The sequence below is a fragment of the Paenarthrobacter sp. 2TAF44 genome, assembly GCF_052114885.1.
Lineage (GTDB): Bacteria > Actinomycetota > Actinomycetes > Actinomycetales > Micrococcaceae > Arthrobacter.
In genome coordinates this window covers 14,981-36,975 of sequence record NZ_JBFRFP010000025.1, presented here as the reverse complement: position 1 = coordinate 36,975, position 21,995 = coordinate 14,981, and the positions used below count along the sequence as shown (strand labels likewise).

At 62.1% G+C, this 21,995-nt stretch carries 18 protein-coding genes; 11 read left to right on the top strand and 7 right to left on the bottom strand.

Annotated features, from left to right (window positions below):
* The first annotated feature begins 428 nt into the window (after nucleotides 1-428).
* From acs to AB4Z15_RS20300, 4 genes are all read left to right on the top strand, one after another.
* The gene (gene acs, locus AB4Z15_RS20315) at nucleotides 429-2,474 is read left to right on the top strand and encodes an acetate--CoA ligase (protein ID WP_442018725.1); all 2,046 of its coding nucleotides are present in this window, start codon (nucleotides 429-431) and stop codon (nucleotides 2,472-2,474) included.
* A 165-nt stretch (nucleotides 2,475-2,639) separates the two neighbouring features.
* Nucleotides 2,640-3,437 (top strand): DeoR/GlpR family DNA-binding transcription regulator, encoded by a 798-nt coding sequence (locus AB4Z15_RS20310; RefSeq protein WP_216927051.1) that lies wholly within the window; start codon nucleotides 2,640-2,642, stop codon nucleotides 3,435-3,437.
* An 87-nt stretch (nucleotides 3,438-3,524) separates the two neighbouring features.
* Nucleotides 3,525-4,346, top strand: coding sequence for an ABC transporter ATP-binding protein (locus tag AB4Z15_RS20305; RefSeq protein ID WP_442018705.1), 822 nt, complete (start codon nucleotides 3,525-3,527; stop codon nucleotides 4,344-4,346).
* Nucleotides 4,339-5,718 (top strand): FtsX-like permease family protein, encoded by a 1,380-nt coding sequence (locus tag AB4Z15_RS20300; RefSeq protein WP_442018704.1) that lies wholly within the window; start codon nucleotides 4,339-4,341, stop codon nucleotides 5,716-5,718. Before AB4Z15_RS20305 ends, AB4Z15_RS20300 begins: the two co-directional genes overlap by 8 nt.
* Nucleotides 5,719-5,866: 148 nt before the next feature.
* Here AB4Z15_RS20300 and AB4Z15_RS20295 read toward each other — a convergent pair whose 3' ends face one another.
* Both AB4Z15_RS20295 and AB4Z15_RS20290 read right to left on the bottom strand, forming a co-directional pair.
* Nucleotides 5,867-6,886, bottom strand: a complete 1,020-nt coding sequence (locus tag AB4Z15_RS20295) for a LacI family DNA-binding transcriptional regulator (RefSeq protein ID WP_442018703.1) — start codon at nucleotides 6,884-6,886, stop codon at nucleotides 5,867-5,869.
* Between the two features lie 14 nt (nucleotides 6,887-6,900).
* Nucleotides 6,901-8,100: a Gfo/Idh/MocA family protein gene (locus tag AB4Z15_RS20290; RefSeq protein WP_442018702.1), complete on the bottom strand. Its 1,200-nt coding sequence runs from the start codon at nucleotides 8,098-8,100 to the stop codon at nucleotides 6,901-6,903.
* Between the two features lie 202 nt (nucleotides 8,101-8,302).
* Here AB4Z15_RS20290 and AB4Z15_RS20285 point away from each other — a divergent pair, with 202 nt between their 5' ends.
* The 4 genes from AB4Z15_RS20285 (at nucleotide 8,303) to AB4Z15_RS20270 (ending at nucleotide 13,913) form a co-directional block, all read left to right on the top strand.
* The gene (locus AB4Z15_RS20285) at nucleotides 8,303-9,277 is read left to right on the top strand and encodes a carbohydrate ABC transporter permease (protein ID WP_442003426.1); all 975 of its coding nucleotides are present in this window, start codon (nucleotides 8,303-8,305) and stop codon (nucleotides 9,275-9,277) included.
* Nucleotides 9,278-9,304: 27 nt separating this feature from the next.
* Nucleotides 9,305-10,252, top strand: a complete 948-nt coding sequence (locus tag AB4Z15_RS20280) for a carbohydrate ABC transporter permease (protein WP_442003425.1) — start codon at nucleotides 9,305-9,307, stop codon at nucleotides 10,250-10,252.
* 27 nt (nucleotides 10,253-10,279) lie between these two features.
* The gene (locus AB4Z15_RS20275) at nucleotides 10,280-11,620 is read left to right on the top strand and encodes an ABC transporter substrate-binding protein (RefSeq protein WP_442018701.1); all 1,341 of its coding nucleotides are present in this window, start codon (nucleotides 10,280-10,282) and stop codon (nucleotides 11,618-11,620) included.
* 94 nt (nucleotides 11,621-11,714) lie between these two features.
* Complete coding sequence (locus tag AB4Z15_RS20270) at nucleotides 11,715-13,913, top strand: alpha-galactosidase (protein WP_442018700.1); 2,199 nt, start codon at nucleotides 11,715-11,717, stop codon at nucleotides 13,911-13,913.
* Nucleotides 13,914-14,180: 267 nt separating this feature from the next.
* Here the strand turns inward: AB4Z15_RS20270 and aroQ are convergent, their stop codons facing one another.
* Nucleotides 14,181-14,645 (bottom strand): type II 3-dehydroquinate dehydratase, encoded by a 465-nt coding sequence (aroQ, locus tag AB4Z15_RS20265; RefSeq protein ID WP_442018699.1) that lies wholly within the window; start codon nucleotides 14,643-14,645, stop codon nucleotides 14,181-14,183.
* Between the two features lie 51 nt (nucleotides 14,646-14,696).
* Nucleotides 14,697-15,881 carry a MarP family serine protease gene (locus AB4Z15_RS20260; protein ID WP_442018698.1) on the bottom strand — a complete coding sequence of 395 codons (1,185 nt, stop codon included), beginning with the start codon at nucleotides 15,879-15,881 and terminating at the stop codon, nucleotides 14,697-14,699.
* Between the two features lie 235 nt (nucleotides 15,882-16,116).
* Between AB4Z15_RS20260 and AB4Z15_RS20255 the strand changes: the two genes are divergently transcribed.
* Entirely contained in the window at nucleotides 16,117-16,794 is a 678-nt protein-coding gene (locus AB4Z15_RS20255) for a Crp/Fnr family transcriptional regulator (RefSeq protein WP_011775987.1), read from the top strand.
* A 140-nt stretch (nucleotides 16,795-16,934) separates the two neighbouring features.
* Here the strand turns inward: AB4Z15_RS20255 and AB4Z15_RS20250 are convergent, their stop codons facing one another.
* The 3 genes from AB4Z15_RS20250 to AB4Z15_RS20240 are packed head-to-tail and all read right to left on the bottom strand — an operon-like array spanning nucleotide 16,935 to nucleotide 18,558.
* Nucleotides 16,935-17,846, bottom strand: coding sequence for an NUDIX hydrolase (locus AB4Z15_RS20250; RefSeq protein ID WP_442018697.1), 912 nt, complete (start codon nucleotides 17,844-17,846; stop codon nucleotides 16,935-16,937).
* Nucleotides 17,847-17,863: 17 nt separating this feature from the next.
* A complete protein-coding gene (locus tag AB4Z15_RS20245) occupies nucleotides 17,864-18,400 on the bottom strand; it encodes a RidA family protein (RefSeq protein WP_442018696.1) in 537 nt (178 codons plus the stop codon).
* 2 nt (nucleotides 18,401-18,402) lie between these two features.
* Nucleotides 18,403-18,558, bottom strand: a complete 156-nt coding sequence (locus AB4Z15_RS20240) for a DUF4177 domain-containing protein (RefSeq protein WP_011775990.1) — start codon at nucleotides 18,556-18,558, stop codon at nucleotides 18,403-18,405.
* Here AB4Z15_RS20240 and AB4Z15_RS20235 point away from each other — a divergent pair.
* Nucleotides 18,557-20,890 (top strand): transglycosylase domain-containing protein, encoded by a 2,334-nt coding sequence (locus tag AB4Z15_RS20235; RefSeq protein ID WP_442018695.1) that lies wholly within the window; start codon nucleotides 18,557-18,559, stop codon nucleotides 20,888-20,890. The genes AB4Z15_RS20240 and AB4Z15_RS20235 overlap by 2 nt on opposite strands.
* A gap of 3 nt (nucleotides 20,891-20,893) precedes the next feature.
* On the top strand, nucleotides 20,894-21,841 hold the full coding sequence (locus tag AB4Z15_RS20230) for a metallophosphoesterase (protein WP_442018694.1): 948 nt from the start codon (nucleotides 20,894-20,896) through the stop codon (nucleotides 21,839-21,841).
* The last annotated feature ends 154 nt before the right edge of the window (nucleotides 21,842-21,995 follow it).

Sequence of the window (21,995 nt, the reverse complement as noted above, 5' to 3'; positions counted from 1 at the left end):
CTTCGTACGGCGGCGCCTTGGACAGTCCGGACCGGTATTTTCCGCAGGTTTCCGCGGAAAACCGGACACACCTGACGATGCGTCCCAAGACTTATTCAGCCTATGCCACCCCACTGACACTCTTCTAGCTGAAATCGGCTACGGTACCCCGTCCACAGGAAACTCCAAGGTTACTTACAGTCAAGCAGTGGCAGTTGTCGTCATGTAAACGGTTCCTGACAACCAAAGCAGCCATTCGTCGCCGAATCCGTACCGCTCGCTGAGCCATTTGTGACCACGCACACGTAGGACCTCCCAAAGCGATAATGTTGAAGGCGGACAATACTCTGCGGACCCTCCGCGGGACGCACTACGACGGCTCACGCCTGGAGTGCGGACTCAGTCGGCGGCGTCCGCGCAGCAAAGATCGATGAATGATGAGGTTCACCATGTCCCAGGACACCACCGGATCCACGACCACCGCTGCAGCGTCGACGCCGCAGAACGGTCGGGCACCACACGTCGAGGCTCTCGAGAATTTGCTCCACGAGAACCGTAAGTTCCCGCCATCACCTGAGTTTGCCGCGAATGCCGTGGCTACCGCCGATGAATATACAGAGGCCGAAGCGGACCGCCCCGCGTTTTGGGCGAAGCAAGCCCACGAGCTGCTCAGCTGGGACAAAGACTTCACGCAAGCCCTGGATTGGTCGGATCCGCCGTTCGCCAAGTGGTTCGTCGGCGGCGAAGTCAACGCTGCGTACAACGCTCTGGACCGGCACGTGGAGAACGGTTTGGGCGACCGCGTTGCCATCTATTTCGAGGGCGAGCCGGGCGATACCCGCACGTACACGTATGCGGAGCTGACCGAGGAGGTCAAGAAGGCTGCGAACGCGTTCGAAGCCCTTGGCGTGGCAAAGGGAGACCGCGTGGCGGTGTACCTGCCGATGATTCCCGAGGCCGTCATCACGCTCCTCGCCTGCGCCAGAATCGGTGCTGTGCACTCGGTCGTGTTCGGTGGCTTCTCGGCCGACGCGCTCCGTTCCCGCATCGAGGACGCCGAGGCCAAGCTCGTGGTCACCGCCGACGGCACCTACCGCCGGGGCAAGCCCAGCCCCCTCAAGCCGGCCGTGGACGAAGCCCTCGCCAAAGAAGGACACACCGTCGAAAAGGTGGTTGTTGTCAGGCGCAACGGCGAGGACGTCAACTGGGTTGAGGGTCGCGACCTCTGGTGGAGCGAGACGGTAGACAAGGCCTCAACTCAGCACACCGCCGTCGGGCATGACTCCGAGCATCCGCTGTTCATCCTTTACACCTCCGGGACCACGGGCAAGCCCAAGGGCATCCTGCACACCACCGGCGGGTACCTCACCCAGACCGCGTACACGCACAAAGTGGTCTTTGACCTGCACCCGGAAACGGACGTGTACTGGTGCACGGCCGACGTCGGATGGGTCACCGGCCACTCCTACGTCGCCTACGCCCCGCTGATCAACGGCGCCAGCCAGGTCATGTACGAAGGCACCCCGGATTCCCCGCACCAAGGCCGTTGGTGGGAAATCGTGGAGAAGTACAAGGTCTCCATCCTCTACACCGCGCCCACCGCGATCCGCACCTTCATGAAATGGGGACGGGAAATCCCGGCCAAATATGATCTGTCCTCCATCCGCGTCCTGGGCTCCGTGGGTGAACCCATCAACCCCGAAGCGTGGATGTGGTACCGCGACGTCATCGGCGGCAACGCCGGCAAGAACGGCGAACGCAAGGAACACCCCGCACCGATCGTGGACACCTGGTGGCAGACCGAAACCGGGGCGCAGATGATCGCACCCCTGCCCGGCGTCACCGCCACCAAACCAGGCTCGGCGCAGGTACCGCTGCCCGGCATCGCCGTGGATGTCGTGGACGAGAACGGCCAGTCCGTGGCCAACGGTGAAGGCGGCTACCTCGTGGTCCGCGAACCCTGGCCCTCCATGCTGCGCGGTATCTGGGGCGACCCCGAACGGTTCAAGGACACCTACTGGTCCCGGTTCGAGTCCATGTACTTCGCCGGGGACGGTGCCAAAAAAGACGAAGACGGTGATGTCTGGCTCCTGGGCCGCGTGGACGACGTCATGAACATCTCCGGCCACCGCCTCTCCACCACCGAAATCGAATCTGCCCTCGTCTCCCACCCCTCAGTGGCCGAAGCAGCCGTCGTCGGCGCCACCGACGAAACCACCGGACAAGCCATCGTCGCGTTCGTCATCCTCCGCGGTGACGCCGCAAACAACGGTGAAGAAACAATCCTTGAACTGCGGAACCACGTCGGCAAGGAAATCGGCCCCATCGCCAAACCGAAACAACTGCTCATCGTTCCGGAACTACCCAAAACACGCTCCGGCAAAATCGTCCGCCGCCTCCTCAAAGACATCGCAGAAGGCCGCGACACCGGCGACGCCACCACCCTCGCCGACCCCGGCATCATGAAACAAATCGCCGAATCCCTCAGGAAATAGCAATCACGACGGCGCCGCTCCCCTCCCAAGGTGAGCGGCGCCGTCGTGTGTTCAAAAGGATCGTGACGGCGCCGGGACTGCATTTGCCACCCGGCAGCAGCACCGCGTCCTAGACTGGAGCCAGAATCAGCCTCATGTTTGATGAGGCTCTCCAGAAAGGCCTTGATGCTTCAGGCAGCACGCCACTCCGCCATCATCGATGCCGTCCAGCGCGAGCGCGTTGTACGGGTATCGGACCTCGCCCAGTTGCTGGGCGTCTCCCCCATGACCGTCCGGCGGGATATCGAAGCCCTGGAAGAAACCGGCCGGGTAGAGCGTATCCACGGCGGGGCCAAGCTTCCCGGCGATGCCAGCACCCACGAGCCCGGCTTTGAGCTCAAGTCCACGCAGCTGACCGCGGAAAAGCATGCCATTGCGGTCGAGGCTGCCTCGCTCGTCCATGAAGGCATGGCGATCGGGCTCAGTGCAGGAACCACCACGTGGGCGCTGGCGCAGGAGCTCGTCCATGGTCCCCGAATCACCGTTGTCACCAACTCCGTGCGGATTGCCGACCTCTTCCATCACGGGTCTTCGTCGGGGCCGGCCCGGTTCGGCTCCACCGTGATCCTGATTGGTGGCGAGCGCACGCCGTCGGACGCTTTGGTGGGGCCGATTGCGACGTCCTCGCTCAAGCAGCTTCATCTGGACGTCCTGTTCCTGGGTGTTCATGGCATGGACGCACAGGCGGGTTTCACCACCCCCAATCTGCTCGAGGCCGAAACGGACCGGGCGTTCATGGCATCAGCCCGCAGCACTGTGGTGCTGGCCGACTACAGCAAATGGGGTGTGGTGGGCATAGCATCCATTGCCCAGCTGGAGGAAGCCGACGAGCTCATCACGGACTCGAACCTGGGCGAGGATGCTCGCCGCGTACTCGCCGAGAATGTTGCGAAGCTGAGAATCGCGGACGTCCAGGCCAAGTAGGCTCTCATACCGCGGGTGGAGGCCGGTCCGCAGAGTTCAGCCGCCGGACTGACGCCTTGGCATAGGCCCGGCAGCCAAGCTGGATCCATGAACGCCATCCTCCATGCCCAGCAACTCACTAAGCACTACCCCGGCAGCGTCGCGCTGGATCACGTGGACTTCGCCGCAAATCCGGGCGAATCCATTGCCATCATCGGGCCGTCGGGTTCTGGTAAGACCACCCTTCTGCACTGCCTCGCCGGGATTTTGAGGCCCGACGCCGGCACAGTCACCTTGAGCTCGGCGGCAGGTCCGATCCGCTTGGATTCCCTCGGAGATGGGGCGCTTTCCCGTCTCCGCCGGGAGGAATTCGGTTTCGTTTTCCAGCAGGGCATGCTGCTGCCGGAACTGACTGCCGTTGAGAACGTGGCCGTGGCGCTGATGCTGAACGGCACCGATCGGACCACCTCCGAGGCCCGTGCCGCCGAGTGGCTGGCGGCCCTTGGCCTGGCCGGCATGGAACAGCGCAGGCTCGGCGAATTGTCTGGCGGGCAGGTCCAGCGGGTGGCCATCGCCAGGGCCCAGGTCACCGGGGCACGCATCGTCTTTGCGGACGAACCCACAGGCGCTCTTGACTCTGCTACCTCCAATGAAGTCCTTGACGTGTTGCTTCACTCCGTCGCAGCTAATGGTCGAACACTGCTGGTGGTCACGCACGATCCCAACGTGGCAGCACGCTGCCAACGCGTCGTGGAGCTGCGTGACGGCCGAATCGTGGCGGACACCGGCAGTGCTGTTTCCTCTTCAAGCCAGCCATCCTCTTCAAGCCAGCCATCCTCTTCAAGCCAGCCATCCTCTTCAAGCCAGCCTTCCTCTCCCAGCCAGCCGGCTCCGGCCACTACCAATTTCAAGGGTGCGTTCAATGTCTAGCCTTGCCCTGGCCCTACGCCTCACCCCCTACCTCTCCCGAAGCAGCAGCCTTCGTCAAACCGGGCTGCACCCAACCAAACTGCGCGACGCCGGGTTGCCGATTCTCGCGTTCGGCACGGTCACGGCACTCCTGCTGACGGTGGCTGGCGGTTCCCAAGTCTTTTGGTCCTGGTCTGATGACATCGCAGGCACCTACCAGGCGCTGGCCGTCGTCGCGATGGTTTTGCTCGTCATACCGCTGCTGACGCTCGGTGCCTCCGCAGCGCGACTCGCCGCCCGCCGTCGTGATGACCGCCTGGCGTCGCTTCGTCTCCTGGGGGCCAGTAGCACCACGGTCGTGTGGATGACGGTCATAGAGTCAACGGTCCTGGCGACAATCGGCGCGCTGGCCGGTGCCGGGCTGTATGCCTGCACGGCACCGTTTTTAGGGTTGATCCAGTTCCGGGGACAGGCGATCGGCGCTCACGCGTGGCTTTCCGTGCCATCAATTCTCGGATGCATCCTCGCGGTCTGCATACTCGCCGCTGCGAGTGCTGCGCTTGGCCTCCGCAAGGTTGTGCTGACGCCGCTGGGAGTGCGGACCAGGCAAACGGCCGACGGCGCCCACTGGGTTCGCGGCCTCATTGCGGCCGTGGTGGTGGTCTTCGGAGTAATGGCCATGGGCATGCTGAGCAGCTTTGGCGCGTTTATCGTGATTATCGCCGTGATGGGCGGCTGCTTCGGACTGGCGCTGCTGGCACTGAACCTGATGGGGCCGTGGGTCCTGCGGCTTCAGGCGTCATCGCAACTTAAGACGGCAAAGAGGCCCGAGCAACTGCTCGCTGCACGGACAGTCCTGGAAAGTCCCAAGGAATCGTGGCGACAAGTTGGGGGCGTCGCGATGACCAGTTTTGTGGGAGTGTTCGTGGGCGTCGGCATGGCGGTAGCGGACACGATGGGCGGCAGCGCGTCGGATGAAACCACGCTGCTCGTGAGCGATATCAACACCGGCGTAATGATCACCCTGCTGGGCTCGTTCCTGATGGTGGCTTGTTCCGCCGGCGTAAACCAAGCCGCCGCCGTGCTCGACCATGCTTCGACCCTCGTGGCCTTGGACCGGGTAGGGATGCCGCAGAAACTCATGGTGGCTGCGCGGGTCAAGGCGGTGATGTCGCCGTTGCTCCTGGTGGCAGGTATCTCTGCGGCGGCAGCAGCAGCGTTGGTTCTGCCACTGGCGGGTCCAGCCTTGTTGACCCGGCCCGTCGTGTTCCTGACCGTCGGGGGAGTTTTTGCGGCCGGTTTCCTGTTGGTCCGGCTCGCCCTGGCCGCGGGCACGGCCCAGATCAGCCAGGTGCTCGCCCGGCCCGAGCGCTACGCCAGCATGGACTCGTAACCCCGGATGCTCTCTCACATCGGGGCCCTTTTTGACCGACGTTCTCTCACATAAATGGAGGATGTGAGAGAACATCGGCAGGTGAGCAGCAGGATGTGAGAGAGCATCGGCAGTCAAACCGGGAGGATGTGAGAGAACGTTGGAAGGCTCACTTGCAGCCGCACGACTGGCGCACGATCAGCTCGGTGGGCAGGATCCTGTGCTGCAGTGCCTCGCCCCGGCCCTCCCCCACGAGTGCCCGAACAGCCGCTTCAGCCATCTCCTCCACAGGTTGCGCCACGGTGGTCAACGCCGGCCAACTGTATTCGGAATCGAGGGATCCGTCGAAGGACACCACGGCCATGTCGTCGGGAACGTTCAGGCCCGCCTCATGAAGGGCGCGGAGGATTCCGATGGCCTGCATGTCGTTGCTGGCGAAGATTGCCGTGGGGCGGTTTGCCATGGCGAGGAAACGCTTGCCTACCTCGTAACCTCCCGGCCTGCTGAACTCCCCATGAAGCATGGGGCCATCCGGCAGTCCTGCCTCGCGCAAAGTTCTAAGCCAGCCCACTTCACGACCGTCGAGCTGGTTGCCTGTGTTGGTTCCGATGGCCAGGCCAATGTTTGTGTGGCCGTGACCTATGAGGTGCTCGACGGCGGCCCGGGCGCCTGCTTCGAGGTCCACACCTACACTGGTGAACCCTGGGGGCGATCCGGCATTGTTCAGCAACACCGACGGGATTTCCGAGGCTTCAAGGTCGGTCAGATCGGGATCGAACACGCAGCTCGCCAGGAACACTCCGTCCACCTGCCGTGCGGCAAGGTTGCGGATGTTTTGCCGCTCTTTGGCCAGGCTGCCGCCCGAGTTGGTGAGGACCATGCCGTAGCCAAGTTCTGCCGCAGCATCTTCAACGGCGTGGGCGAGCTGCGAGAAAAAGGGGTTGGTATTGTCCGGAACAATCACGCCCACGGTTTCGCTTGAGCCGAGCTTCAGAGCCCGGGCCGCAGCGTTGGGACGGTAGCCGAGGATGCGGATGGCGTCGCGCACTTTGGCTTCCGTCGCCGGGGCCACGTTCTTGGGCCCTCCGTTCACAACGTAACTCACGACGGCGGTACTCACCCCGGCGTACCGGGCCACGTCCTTGCGTGTAACCGGTCCGCGCGGGGTTTGTACTGCCGAAGTTGTCATGACGTAAATGCTAGCTACAAGGAGGGAGCGTCGCCGAAGTCCCGGATGGGAAGGCGTTCGCCGCCACGGAGGGCAGATTCATGGGCTACGATTCCGGGCAAGGTGAAGCGGGCCGCGACCCATGCGTTGACCGGCGGAAGCGTTCGGTTGTTGACCGCCGTGACAAAGTCATCCACGAGGAACTGGTGGCTGCCTTCGTGTCCGTTGGGCGCTCCGAGGAATTCCTCGGGAAGCCGTGATTGATCGTGGACCGGCGCCAGCCCGGAAATGAAGGCATCCCGGAGCTCCGGGGCCACGTCAGCCAACGATGGATCATCGGCTGACATCGTGGGCTTCGTCTCGACTTGTTCCGAGACGTCTTCCACCTTCGTTTTGTCCTGCCACACGGTGGTGGTTGCCAGCTGCTCGAAACTGGCTTCGGTGCCAAAGAAGCGGAAGCGGGATTCGCGGAGATGGGATGGATAGCCCACCCGGCGCATCTCATTGGTGCGCATCGCACCGCCGTCGTTCATTTCGAACAAGGCCGTGGCATTGGAGAAATCGTTGGCGAACATGCTGACGTCTTTATCGAAGACGCCATCTCCGCGATCGTCCTTGACCCCAATGCAGCTGACGCTGACAGCATGCGCCGGTACTGCGCCGAGGACCCCGCCGATAGCGTGCGTGGGATACAGCATGGGCGGATAGCTCGCCGTTTCCTTCCACCGTTCGCCGCCGCTGTACTGGTAGGCCTCGTAGAAACCCAGGTCCATGTCGTGGACGTAATCGCCTTCGGTGTAGAAGATCCGGCCAAACTTCCCGGCCGCGTGCTGTTGCCTGGCGAAGACTGTTGCGGGGTTGTAGTAGCTGGTCTCCCCCATGGCGTAAACAAGCTTAGTTTCACGCACGGCCTGGATGATCCGTTCGATTTCGGCTTCGGAGATCGCCATCGGGACGGCTGAATACACATGCTTGCCCGCGCGCAGCGCCCGCTCAACGAGAGGCCCGTGAGTCCACCGTTGCGTGAAGATGGCGACAGCATCGACGTCGGACTCCAGGAGTTCCTCAAAACTTCCCAACACTCCATCAAGGCCCCAGCGTTCCTGGGCCGCTGCGGCCCGCTCGGGTAGTTCATCCACCACGTAAACGGCATTGACGCCGGGGTGGAGTTTGAAGAGGTGCGCGAACTGGCTGCCGAACTGCCCGACACCTAGAACACCGATCGAAAACGTCATCGTTTGCCTTCCCTGAAGCTGACTTGGCAGCAGTTGTAGTGGCCCCTCACTGGGCTCGTTTGAGTCTTTCACTGCGATCTACACGAGTCAACAAATTGGACATAAACGAACAAATATTCCCAAAAAGCTTGCATCGTTCTGATCTACTCGTGTAGATTCTATCCCAGTTGTTACCCACATCACAGTCAGGAAAGGGTCGACGATGACCACGCTAACCAAGCAACCGGGCAACGCCTCACGGCGGTCAGCCAGGAATCTCCTGGGCCGGCAACCCCGCAAGCTGCAACCTGCCAAACGCAGCATGACAAGCCGCCTCGGTGACCTGAAGATCGCACTCTTCTTCATCTTCCCCGCCGTGATCGGCTTCGTGGCGTTCTTTCTGATCCCCACAATTCGCGGCATCTACCTCAGCTTCACTGAGTACAGCATCCTCGGCGAACCCACCTGGATTGGACTGGGGAACTACACGGCAATCTTCGGCGATGAACTGTTCTGGAACGCCATGGGAGTGACAATCCAGTACGTTGTCCTGAACATCGGCTTCCAGACGGTGATCGCGCTGGGACTCGCACTCCTGATGCACCGGGTGGCCAAATCCACGTTCATCCGGGGCGCACTCCTGCTGCCCTTCCTGGTGGCCAACGTCATCGTCGCCCTGCTGTGGTTCTGGATGCTGGACTACCAGCTGGGCATCGTCAACGAGGTCATGAGCTGGGTGGGCCTCCCCCGCGTCGCCTTCTTCGGCAGTGAGCAATGGGCGATTCCCACCATCGCTTTCGTGAACGTGTGGCGCCACATGGGCTACACGGCCCTGCTGATCTTCGCCGGCCTCCAGTCCATTCCCAACCACCTCTATGAGGTAGCAAACCTCGACGGCGCGTCCCCGGCCCGGACGTTCTGGAGCGTCACCATGCCGCTGCTCCGCCCCGTGTTGGTACTCGTGCTTGTGGTCACCGTGATCGGTTCCTTCCAGGTCTTTGACACTGTTGCGGTCACAACCAACGGTGGACCCGTCAACGCCTCGCGCGTCATCCAGATGTACATCTACCAAAAAGCTTTCGGCGAATCCGATTTCGGCTACGCCTCCGCATTGTCCGTGATCCTGTTCGTCATTCTCGCCCTGGTGGCCTTCGTGCAAATGAAGTTCCTCAAGGGCAACGAATCGGACCTGGACTAAGCCGGATTTGGAATAAGGAGAGCCGCCATGACTACTTCAACCGCACCTCGTAAGAATGTCTCCAGCCAGAACCCACCACGCACCACTTCGTCCCCAAAAAAGCCCATTAATTGGCGCCGGGTTGGCGCCTGGGTGCTGGTCGGCGTCGCCGTCGCCGTAACCATTGCCCCGTTCCTTTGGATGCTGCGGACGGCGCTATCCAGCAACAGCGCGTTGGCTTCCAACGCCGGAAACCTCCTGCCGGCCGACTTCAGCTGGGGCGCCTTCAAGCGCGTCCTCGGGCTGCAAACCACCGAAGAGGCGATCGCCGATGGCGGCTCCGGTGCCGCCATCAACTTCTGGCTGTACCTGCAAAACTCCATCATTTTCGCTACCGTCACGACAGCCGGCCAGGTGTTCTTCAGCGCCATGGCCGCATACGCCTTCGCCCGATTGCGCTGGCCTGGCAGGAACAAAGTGTTCGCCGTGTTCCTGACCACCATGATGGTTCCGCCGATCTTCACGGCGCTGCCCAACTTCCTCATGATCAAGAACCTCGGGCTGCTCAACACCATGGCCGGGATGTCCCTGCCATTCCTGTTCATGACCCCCTTCGCCATCTTCTTCCTGCGCCAGTTCTTCCTCAGCATGTCCCGCGAGGTTGAGGAAGCGGCAATGCTCGACGGCGCCAAGCACCTGCGCATCTTCTTCCAGATTGTGCTTCCCAACGCCGCCGCCCCCATCGCCACCCTGGCGCTGCTGACCTTCATCGGGCAGTGGAACGAATACTTCTGGCCGCTGCTCGTGGGCCAGGACGAGAGCGTCCGGGTGCTCACCGTAGGCCTCAGCGTCTTCAAATCGCAGTCCCCGCAGGGCGCCCTCGACTGGTCCGGACTCATGGCCGGAACTCTCGTCGCCGCGCTGCCCATCTTCCTTCTCTTCATCGCCTTCGGCAAGAAGGTCGTCAACTCCATCGGATTCTCCGGAATCAAGTAACCCGCACTCCCCAACGAAAGGTTCGTCATGAAGAAAACCCTCGGCGTCGCCGCTGCTGCCGCCGCCATCGCCCTGACAATGTCCGCCTGTGGCGGTTCCGCCCCTGCTTCCTCCGAGGCCAAGGGAGAAATCAACTACTGGCTCTGGGACGCCAACCAGCTCCCCGCGTACCAACAGTGCGCCAATGATTTCACCAAGGCCAACCCGGATATCAAGGTCAAGATCACCCAGCGCGGCTGGGACGACTACTGGACCACATTGACCAACGGTTTCGTCGCAGGAACAGCGCCGGACGTTTTCACGGACCACCTGTCCAAGTACCCGGAGTACGCCGCGAAGAAGCAGCTTCTGCCCCTCGATGACGCTGTGGCAAAAGACGGAATCAAGCTTGATGCCTACACCAAGGGCCTCCCGGAGCTCTGGGTGGGCCAGGACGGCAAGCGCTATGGCCTGCCGAAGGACTGGGACACCGTAGGCCTGTTCTACAACAAGGCAATGACTGACGCGGCAGGGATCACCGCGGAGCAGATGGCCAACCTTGATTGGAACCCCAAGGACGGCGGCAGCTACGAAAAGACGATCGCGCACTTGACCGTGGACAAGAACGGCAAGCGCGGAGATGAAGCCGGTTTCGACAAGAACAACGTAGCCACCTACGGATTGGGCTTGACCGGCAGCGGCTCGGGCCAAGGCCAGACGGAGTGGAGCTTCCTCACGGCAACCACCGGCTGGACCGCCACCGACAAGAACCCGTGGGGCAGCAAGTTCAACTACGACGACCCCCGCTTCCAGGAAACCATCGCCTGGTGGGCCGGCCTGGTGGACAAGGGCTACATGCCCAAGCTTGAGACCACTGTTGGAGCCAGCATGCCGGACAGCTTCGGTGCTGGAAAGGCTGCGATCAACAGCAACGGAGACTGGTTGATCGGCCAGTACAAGACCTACAAGGGCATCGATACCGCCGTTGCGCCGACGCCCAAGGGCCCCAACGGTCAGCGTGCCAGCATGTTCAATGGCTTGGCTGACTCCATTTGGGCCGGCACCAAGAACCCTGCCGCCAGCGTGAAGTGGGTGGAGTACCTCGGCTCGGCTGCTTGCCAGGACGTCGTAGCCAGCAAGGCCGTGGTCTTCCCGGCCATCACCAGCTCTTCCGAGATTGCCGCCAAGGCGTTCGCCGACAAGGGCACTGACGTTTCCGCCTTCACCACACACGTGAAGGAAGGCACCACGTTCCTGTTCCCGATCGCGGACAAGGCCGCAAAGGTGGACGGCATCATGAAGCCGGCCATGGATGCCGTGCTCTCCGGCAAGAAGCCTGCGTCTTCATTGACTGAAGCCAACAACCAGGTCAACGCCCTCTTCAAGTAAAACTTCCCGTTGTGAGGCCTGCTCTGCGCGCCTTCGTGCCCATTTGCACCGCAGAGTGGGCCTCACACAATCTTTTTGAAAGCGACTCACACCCATGCACCCGCTCCATCTCCGTTCCGCCGGTACCAGCCTGGTGATAAGTTCTCACCGAGGAGAGGCCGAAATCTCCCACTGGGGAGCAGACCTGGGCGACGCCCTTCCGGACCTTTCCATCCTCAATGAGCCCATCCCGCCTTCCTCGATCGATGCCAACGTACCGGCCGGGCTCCTCCCCCAGGCCTCCTCCTCATGGCAGGGCCGAACAGGGTTGCGGGGACACCGGTTTACCGATGGCGTCCCCGGCTACGACTTCTCTGTACGCCTGCGGGTGGTGAACGCGACGGCGGACGGGTCGTCAGCGTCGATCGTTCAGTCAGATCCCGACGCCGGGATCACCGTCACGAGCAACCTCACCTTGCACCCAGGTGGTCTTTTGGAACTGCGGCACACAGTCACCAACGACGGCACATCGCCCTTCCAGGTGGATGAATTGGCGACGATGCTCCCGGTAGCGCCGGACGCCGTCGAACTTTTGGACCTCACTGGCCGTTGGTGCCGCGAACGGCACCCACAACGCAGGGCCATCCAGCAAGGAACCTGGGTCCGCACTGGGCGGCACGGCCGTACGGGCCACGATTCCTCGCTACTGCTTGCGGCCGGAACCGCAGGCTTCGGCAACCGGCACGGCAAAGTTTGGGCCACGCATTTGGCGTGGAGCGGAAACCACGAGCAATTTGCTGACAACGTGGCCGATGGCCGCACAATGATCGGCGGTTCCGAACTCCTGGGCCCCTCCGAAGTAGTGCTGCAATCCGGCGACAGTTACACCACGCCGGCCTTGTTTGCCGCCTACTCCGACCGCGGCTTGGACGGCATCAGTGAAGCCTTCTACAGCTGGTTCCGGTCCCGCCCGCACCACGTGGATGTCGCTGGGAAGCCAAGGCCAGTAGTCCTCAACACCTGGGAAGCAGTGTACTTCGATCACAACCTGGAGACCTTGATCGAGCTGGCTGAGTCCGCCGCGGACCTGGGCGTTGAGCGGTTCGTGCTCGACGACGGGTGGTTCCGCGGACGCCGGGACGACCACGCAGGCCTCGGTGACTGGTACGTCGATGAGACCATCTGGCCTTCAGGCCTGACGCCCCTGATTGATGCGGTGACTTCCCACGGAATGGAGTTTGGCCTCTGGGTTGAGCCGGAGATGGTGAACATTGATTCGGACATCGCCCGCGCCCACCCTGAGTGGATCGTTGGACCATCCGCCCTGTCCTTCAAGGACGGTGGCCGGCTGCCGCTTGAATGGCGACACCAGCACATCATCGACCTCGTCAACCCCGAGGCGTGGCAGTACATTTTCGACCGGATTGATGGCCTGCTGCGGGAAAACAACATCAGCTACCTCAAATGGGACCAAAACAGGGACCTCGCGGAGCACGGCCATGCAGGTCGTTCGTCCGTGCATGAACAAACCCTTGCCGCCTACCGGCTCTTCGATGCCCTCCGTGCGGCGCACCCGGGTGTCGAGATCGAGAGCTGCTCCTCCGGCGGCGCCCGCGTGGACCTCGGGATCCTGGACCGCACTGACAGGATCTGGGCCTCGGACTGCAATGACGCCTTGGAGCGGCAAACCATCCAGCGCTGGACCGGAATGGTGGTCCCGCCGGAGCTGGTGGGCGGGCACATTGGGCCCACGACGTCCCACACCACGGCGCGGACGCATGACTTGTCGTTCCGTGCCATCACCGCACTGTTCGGGCATTTCGGCATGGAGTGGGACATCCGCGAAGTCCAGGGGGCTGAGCGCGAGGAACTCAAGCGCTTCATCAGCCTGTACAAGGAGCACCGCGGGTTGATCCACACCGGACGGATGGTGCGCGCAGATGTGCCCGACGAGTCCATGATGCTGCACGGGGTTGTCGCTGACTCTGTTGTTGCGGATGCCACGCACGACGGCGGTCCTGCAGTGGGTGCCACCGCCGCCCTCTTCGCCGTGGTCAAGACGCGGACTGGCTTCGCTGAGCAGCCCGGACGCGTAGCCATCCCGGGGCTGGAATCCTCCCGTTCCTATCGTGTGGAAGCGATCTTCCCCACCCTGGCGGATGTCGACTACGGGCACACGTTCATCGAGGCTCAACCAGTCGCTTGGCTGGCCGATGGCGCTGTCGCAACGGGACGCTTCCTTGGCGAGGCGGGCCTTCCCATGCCCGTGCTGAACCCCGAGCACGCACTTCTGCTGCGGTTCACTGCCCTGTAGCCCTCTCTCACATCCACAGGGCTTCCCGGGAACCCTCTCTCACGTCCCGGGGATCCTTCTCTCACGTCCTGAGGGCTTCCCGGGATCCTTCTCTCACGTCCTGACAGCTCCCGGGGATCCCTCTCTCACATCCGCCGGGCTTCCCGGGAACCGTCTCTCACGTCCTGACAGCTCCCGGGGATCCCTCTCTCACGTCCAGACGGCTTCCCGGGAACCCTCTCTCACGTCCTGACGGCTTCCCGGGAACCCTCTCTCACGTCCGCCGGACTACACCGTTTCAGCCAAGTAGTCGATGGCCAGCTTGTACCCAAGCACGCCCGCGCCGACGATGATCGCGTTGCACACGCCAGACAGGAAGGAGTGGTGCCGGAACTCTTCGCGCTGATGAACGTTGGTGATGTGCACTTCGACGGCGGGCAGCTGCACTGCGGCGAGGGCGTCACGAAGTGCCACTGACGTGTGTGTGAAGGCCCCGGCATTGATGACGATGCCCGCCGCGGTTCCGCGCGCTGCGTGGATAGCGTCGAGGAGATCACCTTCGTGGTTGGACTGAACGCAGTCCACCGTGAAGCCATGGGCAGCCGCGGCTGACATGGCCAACTGCTCGACGTCCGCGAGCGTGGAAGTGCCGTACTTCTCGGGCTCCCTGGTGCCCAAAAGGTTAAGGTTCGGTCCGTTGATCACAAGAATGGTGCCGCGACCAGATTCGGTGGCGGGGGTGGCTTCAGTCATGGCTCCCAATCTATTAGGCGACGGGAGAATGTCCGGGAATTGCCGTCAAAGTTACTTGCGTGTGCACTGCCCGGGCGAAACAGGATTGCTAAGGCCCGGAGCTTGGGCAGCCACCGGCTGGATGTCCTCCATGGTGAGTGCAAACCCAAGTGCCGCATCAGTGGTGGTCTTGGCAAAGATCAAGCCGGCTACCTGCCCTTGCATGGTGAGCAGCGGCCCTCCCGAGTTACCGGGTTGGACGTCACCCGCAAGCTTGTAGACAGACTCGGGAGAAGGATTGCTGCCATAAATGTCAGGAACCAGGATGGTCGAAATCCCTTGGACAGTTGCTGGTTTGGACTGGAAAGGACCGCCGTGCGGGTAGCCCGCAAAAGCTGCGGGGCTGCCTGCTGCCAGGTCTGGACTCAGCTGCAGTGGATCCGATGAAAGTCCGTCTACGGCCAAAACCGCGATGTCCCGCTGGGAGTCGAAGTAGACCACCCGACCCGGCAACGCGCCGCCGTCGGGAATTTCCACGACCGGCTGCGACACGCCCGCCACAACGTGTGCATTGGTCACGACGCGCCCGGGCGACACGACAAATCCGGATCCGGTTTGGTTCTGGCCGCATTCAAAGGCCGTGCCGGCAATCTTCAGGACGGACTCGGCAGCGCGGTTCAGGGCGGGAGTGTCGGTGGACTCGTTGGGAATCGTAACCGGTGTGGAGGGGCCGAAGCCCTCAATCAGCTTGGGAATACCGTCGCCGATCACCGTAGATCGCAATTGGGCCATTGTGGTTTTGACCGGCGTCGGCGTCAACGAATCGATGTATCGAATGACCCGCGACTCAGCCAACTGCTGCGAGACAAACGGCACGCCCAGTGAACTGATACTGAACGCCAACATGGACATCACCAGCGCCGCGACCACCACGCTGACCACGCCGCCAATCAACCGGTCGGCTGCGTGCAACGGCTTAATCCGCACCGCATGGCGGACTTTTCGCCCGATCATGGTACCCAGCCCGTGGCCAAGCGCAATAAGCACGACGGCGGCACCCACCGTGGCGGTCAGCCTCCAACCGCTATCGCTCACCCAGCCGCTCACAAGTGGAACAGCCATAAATGCAGCAATCGCGCCAACCACAAAACCGGCAATTCCGCCGAGTGTCACCAGGAAGCCACTGCGCAGGCCATAGATCAGGTAGGACAGCAGCATCAAGATCAATGCCAAATCCAAAATCGTCAAGCCAAACACCAATGCTCCTTGTGACCGGGTAGCGCCAATTGTAGTTGGGCACCCTGACAAGAAACCGTTAGTCCCATCACGATACGGGTGCGCTCCGAGCGTCTAAAGGCACCGCAAACAAGGCCCGATGGGGGCAAAAACCGCGCCGTTTCAGCGTTTCTCCTGCCAAGTACGTCACAGAAGCTTAAAAATTCTGAAACAATGGCTGGAGCGCCACGACCGAAACTTATATTCAGGAGATTTCATGGACATCGAGGTATTGCGCCGCGCACCCCTCTTCGCCACCCTTGACGACGACGCATTCCGCTTGCTGACGGACGAACTCACCGAGGTGGACCTCTCACGCGGGGCATCGGTATTCCGCGAAGGCGACCAGGGTGACCAGCTGTACTTCATCGTTTCCGGCAAGGTAAAGCTCGGCCGAACCTCCCCCGATGGTCGCGAGTCCCTGTTGGCCATCCTCGGCCCGGGAGAACTCTTCGGCGAAATGGCGTTGTTCGATCCCAGCCCCCGCACCGCCACGGCCACCGCCGTCTCCGAAACGCGCCTGGCCGGACTGAAGAACGAAAGCCTCAACGCGCTGCTCCGCACGCGTCCCGAGGTTTCCGCGCAGCTGTTGCAGGCCCTCGCCCGCCGGCTCCGCCGCACCAACGATTCACTGTCCGACCTCGTCTTCTCGGACGTCCCGGGCCGCGTCGCGAAGGCGCTCCTGGATCTGGCCGACCGCTTCGGCCGTCCGGCCACCGACGGCGTCCTGGTTGCCCATGAACTCACGCAGGAAGAACTGGCCCAGCTGGTGGGCGCTTCCCGCGAAACCGTCAACAAGGCACTGGCCGAGTTCGTCCAGCGCGGTTGGCTGCGCCTGGAAGCGCGCGCCGTCGTTATTCTGGACATGCAGCGGCTCCGCCAGCGTTCGCGCTAATTTCTACTTGCAAAAAAGCCGCCCCGGTGATGAACCGGGGCGGCTTTTTTCGTCGGGACGTGAGAGAGGATCCGTCAAAACCCGTCGGGACGTGAGAGAGGATCCGTCAAAACCCGTCGGGCTGTGAGAGAGGATCCGATTTAGCGCTCCCGCTGGGGCTCTCCGGCTACGGTCCTGGCGGCTTCGACCTCGAGCATCAGCACTCCACCCTCGTCCACGAGTTTGGGTTGGTACACGTGGGCCTTGCGCTTGTAGCTCAGGTAGGCGATACAGCCGTTGGCGTGGGCCATTTTTTCAAGCATGATTTCGGACCCGGGGACCAGGAGCTGGCCGAGGGTGAGGCCAACGGTGTTTTCCTGGGCTATTTCGTCGCCGAGGGCTGTGGTGTCGCGGATGGCGATGGCTTCGGCCGCACAAACCCAGCGGCCCCATACGCCCTTACTGCCCAGAATGCTCGGCTGCTGGTTCACGGGGACTGTAGCCGCGAAATAGCGCGTGTTGAAGCGGGTGTGCGCGAAGTCGGGGCTGAGCCAGTTGACCAGGGGCTTCAGCAGGTCCGTGCGGAGTGAAAGGCCACGCTTGGCGAGCACTTCGCTGAAGGATTTCTCCTGGCTGGACACAGCTTCCCGGGCTTTCATCCATTCCACGGTCGAGTTGGCCTCCACCGTAGAGGAAGCATCGGGGCCGGCAAGGAGGACGCCGGTTTCCTCGAAGAGTTCGCGGATGGCGCCCACCACGTGGCGGCGGGCGAGTCCGACGTCGTCCGTTCCCATGTGCTCAGCCCAATACTGCGGTGAGGGACCCAACCAACCGACGGGGTCGTCGTCGGACGGGTCCAGGGATCCACCAGGGAACGCGACCACACCTAGCGGTGAGGAGCCTGGCCTGTAACCAAGCCAGGTCTCCAGACCGGTGGGTGAGTCCCGCAAGAGGACGACGGATGATGCGTAGCGGGCGGCCCTGGGGGTCCGCTCGCCGAGCTCAAGCCAGTTTCGTGCCGCCCCTTCGAGTGCCGGAGGGAGTGCGAACAGGCGGCGGGCAAGCTGCGGCAATTGGGTGAACCGGTTCCTTAGCTGAATTCAGCGATGAGCTCGACTTCGACCGGAGAGTCGAGCGGCAGGACGGAAACGCCGACGGCGGAGCGTGCGTGCTTGCCGGCGTCGCCCAGTACCTGGCCGAGAAGTTCGGAGGCGCCGTTGATGACGCCGGGCTGGCCCGTAAAGGTGGGCTCGGATGCAACGAAGCCGACTACCTTGACGATGCGGGTGATGCGGTCGAGGTCGCCGATGACACTCTTCACGGCAGCGAGGGCGTTGATGGCACAGACAGCGGCGTAACGCTTGGCATCCTCGGGATCGACGGTGGGCTCGTCAGAGGCGCCCAACTCGCCGAGGGAGACCTTGCCCGTAGCTTCGAGTTTGCCCTTAATAAAGGGCAGCTGGCCGGACGTGTAAACGTAGTTGCCGGAGACGATCGCCGGCACGTAGGCGGCCACAGGTGCGGCGACCTCGGGAAGGGTCAAGCCGAGTTCGGCGAGACGCTGCTCAACGGCCGACGTCGGAGCGCCGGATTCCGCGGCAGACGTGGTTTCTGCGGGGGTTGTCATGGTTACTGCTTCTCCCTCTTCAGGTATGCAACAAGGCCTTTGCCATCGGGTCCACCGACGACCTGCACAAGCTCCCAACCGTCCTCGCCCCACTGGTCCAGGATCTGCTTCGTGGCGTGGATAATGAGCGGAATCGTGGCGTACTCCCATTTGGTCATGACAGAAAGCCTAGCCCTTGCCGGTAAAGTGGAAAACATGGTGACTCGCAAGAACCCCATATTCGACACTGCCACCACCCTCGGAAAGATTTTAGGTTTCCTTGGCGTGAGCGCGATTTGTGGCGTCCTGGTGGCGGGCCTTTTGGTCCCCGCAGCAGCCGTTTCGGGCAGTGCCGCAAGTGGTTCAATCCAGTTCTTTGACACTCTGCCGGCAGAGCTGCAGGTGGACCCGCCGAGCCAGAACACAACGATTCTGGCGAAGGACGGCACCCCGATTGCCTCGATCTACGCTGAGAACCGGACCAAGGTTCCGCTGGATCAAATGAGCCCGTTCATCAAGGACGCTGTCATCTCTATCGAGGACAGCCGTTTTTATGAGCACGGCGGCATCGACACCACCGGCATCATGCGAGCCATCGTGAGCACCGCCCGCGGCAACAAGCAGGGCGCGTCCACCATTACGCAGCAATACGTTAACAACGTCATCAATGAATCGCTGGTGGCATCGGGCAAGGACGAAGACGTCAAGCTGAACGGCCTGAACAAGGGCGTCGGCGATAAGCTCCGCGAGATGAAGCTGGCTATTGCCCTGGAGAAGAAGTTCTCCAAGGAGCAGATCCTTGAGGGCTACCTCAACATCGTCTTCTTCAACCGTGATGCCTATGGCATTGAAGCTGCCTCCAAGTTCTTCTTCAGCACTACTGCGAAGGATCTGACTCTTCCGCAGGCAGCTTTGCTGGCTGGTTTGGTGAACAGCCCGTCCGCCTTCGATCCCATCACCAACCCCGATAACTCGAAGAAGCGCCGCGACCTTGTGCTGGCTGCCATGGTGAACCAGGGCAAGATCAGCCAGGCAGAGTACGACGAAGCAGTGGCCACTCCTGTCACCACCAAGGTCACTCCCGCGCGACAGGGTTGCGCATATGCCACCATGGCTCCGTATTTCTGCGACTACGTATTGCACCTGCTCTTGAACAACCCTGCATACGGCGAGACCTCGGACGAGCGCGAGAAGCGCATCATGCGTGGCGGCCTTACCATCCGGACCACCCTGGACCCCACCGCGCAGACCGTTGCCCAGCAGCAGGTCGATGGGACGGCGGGTGCCAACCCGGATAAGTGGGGCGCCTCGATCGTCTCGGTCCAGCCGGGTACCGGCCAGATCGTGAGCATGGCCCAGAACACCGTTTGGCTCCCCCAAGACGGCAAGTTCGATCAGACCCAAAACTTCAACGTGGACGTCCTCGATGCCGACGGCAACGACCTCAACGGCATTGGCGGCTTCCAGCCGGGTTCCACCATGAAGCCGTTTACGTTCGCCGAATGGCTGAACGAGGGCAAGTCGATGAATACGACGATTAATGCTTCGGTCCGCAGGTACCCCCAGAACTTCCGGTGGAGAAACACCTGCCCTGCGCCCACTGTCGGCTGGTATGACGCCACGAACGGCACTTTCGACCTGCAGAACTCTGACGAGGGTTACTACAGAAACATGACGGTCCTGTACGGCCTCATGAACTCGATTAACACGGCCACCTTTGCTTCAGCTTCCCAGTTGGACTTGTGCGGCATCCAAGGCATTGTTGATGCGACGGGTGTCCATGGGGGTCTGCCTGCCCGCGATGACACCGGCAAGATCACGGATCCCAATCCCAAGGTGCCCATGACCACTCTGGGTAACCTCATTGGTTCCACGCAGACTGCGCCTCTCACGATGGCCAGCGCCTTCGCCACGTTCGCTGCGGATGGCAAGTACTGCCAGCCAATTGCGATTACCTCGGTGAAGGACCAGTCCGGTGCCGATCTCCCGGCCCAATCCTCCAACTGCAAGGATGCCATCAAACCTGAGGTTGCCCGAGGGGTGGCGTATGCCATGGGTAAGGTTCTGGACGAAGGCTCGGGATCCCTGATCCGGCCGGCCCTCAACTCCAGGAACTTCCCGGTAGCCGCCAAGACCGGTACCAACGACACCAACGGTTCCACCTGGGTGGTCGGCTACACCACCGGGTTGGCAACGGCCTCCTGGTTCGGTGATCCCTTGGGTGACCAGAAGCGCCCCGGACGAAACCTGACCGTGAACGGCAAGTTCTACCAGTCCATCGATGGTTACATGATTGCTGGTCCGCAGTTCACCAACTACATGCTGTCCATTGCCCCTGCGTATGGAACCAACCCGTTCCAGGCGCCGCCGTCCAACCTCCTCGGAGGCCCTGCTCCACAGCGCAATACGGCGCCAGCACCCGCGCAGAACAATCCCGCCCCGCCGACAACTCCTACCAACAACGGCGGCAACAACGGCAATGGCAACGGCAACGGCCCTGGCAAGGACTAACCCGTGCCCTTCTCTGATTCTCTGGCAAACCGCGTCCGCACGATCGGGCGCGGTTTCGCCGTCACTACTGCCCTCGGTGCCGCTGCGGGCGCGGCAGCTGCTGCTTACGGTTGGTGGGAAAAGGACCAGTTCGAAGTCCGCCAGGAGACCCTCCCGATCCTCCCCGAAGGTTCGGATTCGTTCCGGGTACTGCACCTGAGTGATATCCACTTCGTTCCGGGACAGGACAAGAAAACCCAATGGCTGCAGTCTTTGTCGGATCTGAAGCCCGATCTTGTAGTCAACACCGGCGACAACCTCAGCCACGAACAGGCGGTCGATCCGCTGATCAGCGCTCTCCGGCCTCTCATGGAATTTCCCGGCGTCTTCGTCCCGGGCTCCAACGACTACTACGCACCCAGGATCAAGAACCCTGCGGGCTACTTCCGCGGACCGTCCAAGCTCAGGACCGATCCCATCAAGCTTGACTGGCCGAGGTTGCGGTCTGCGTTCGGCATGGGAGGCTGGATCGACCTCACCAACCGAGCCCAGTCGGTGGTTTTGAACGGACTGCGTTTCGATTTCTCGGGTGTGGATGATCCCCACTTGAAGCGCGAGCGTTATGCGGGCTGGCCCCGCGGCACCGTGAACCAGGATACCCGTCCCCACCTGAGGGTGGCAGTCATCCACGCTCCGTACCAGCGCGTGCTGGATCATTTCACCGAGGCCGCGGCAGATCTGATCCTCGCCGGACACACCCACGGCGGCCAGATCTGCATCCCGGGTTACGGCGCCCTCGTCTCCAACTGCGACCTTCCGACATGGCGGGCCAAAGGCCTCCACGATTGGGAAAGCGATGGATTCACGACGCCGGTGAACGTCTCGGGCGGCATTGGCACCTCGCGCTACGCCCCGGTCCGGATCGCCTGCCGCCCCGAAGCAGTCCTGCTGACCCTCACTGCCCGCAGCTGACGCTCACCGTTCTCAGCTAAACGGGACGGCCAGCTAAGCGCACGAACCATTACGAATCTCAATAACTGGGGAACTTTCCACATAGCAAAGTGTGGTCCTGTGAAACGAATCACGGCATGGCATAGGGTAGTTGCTACGGGAAACTACCTCCGCA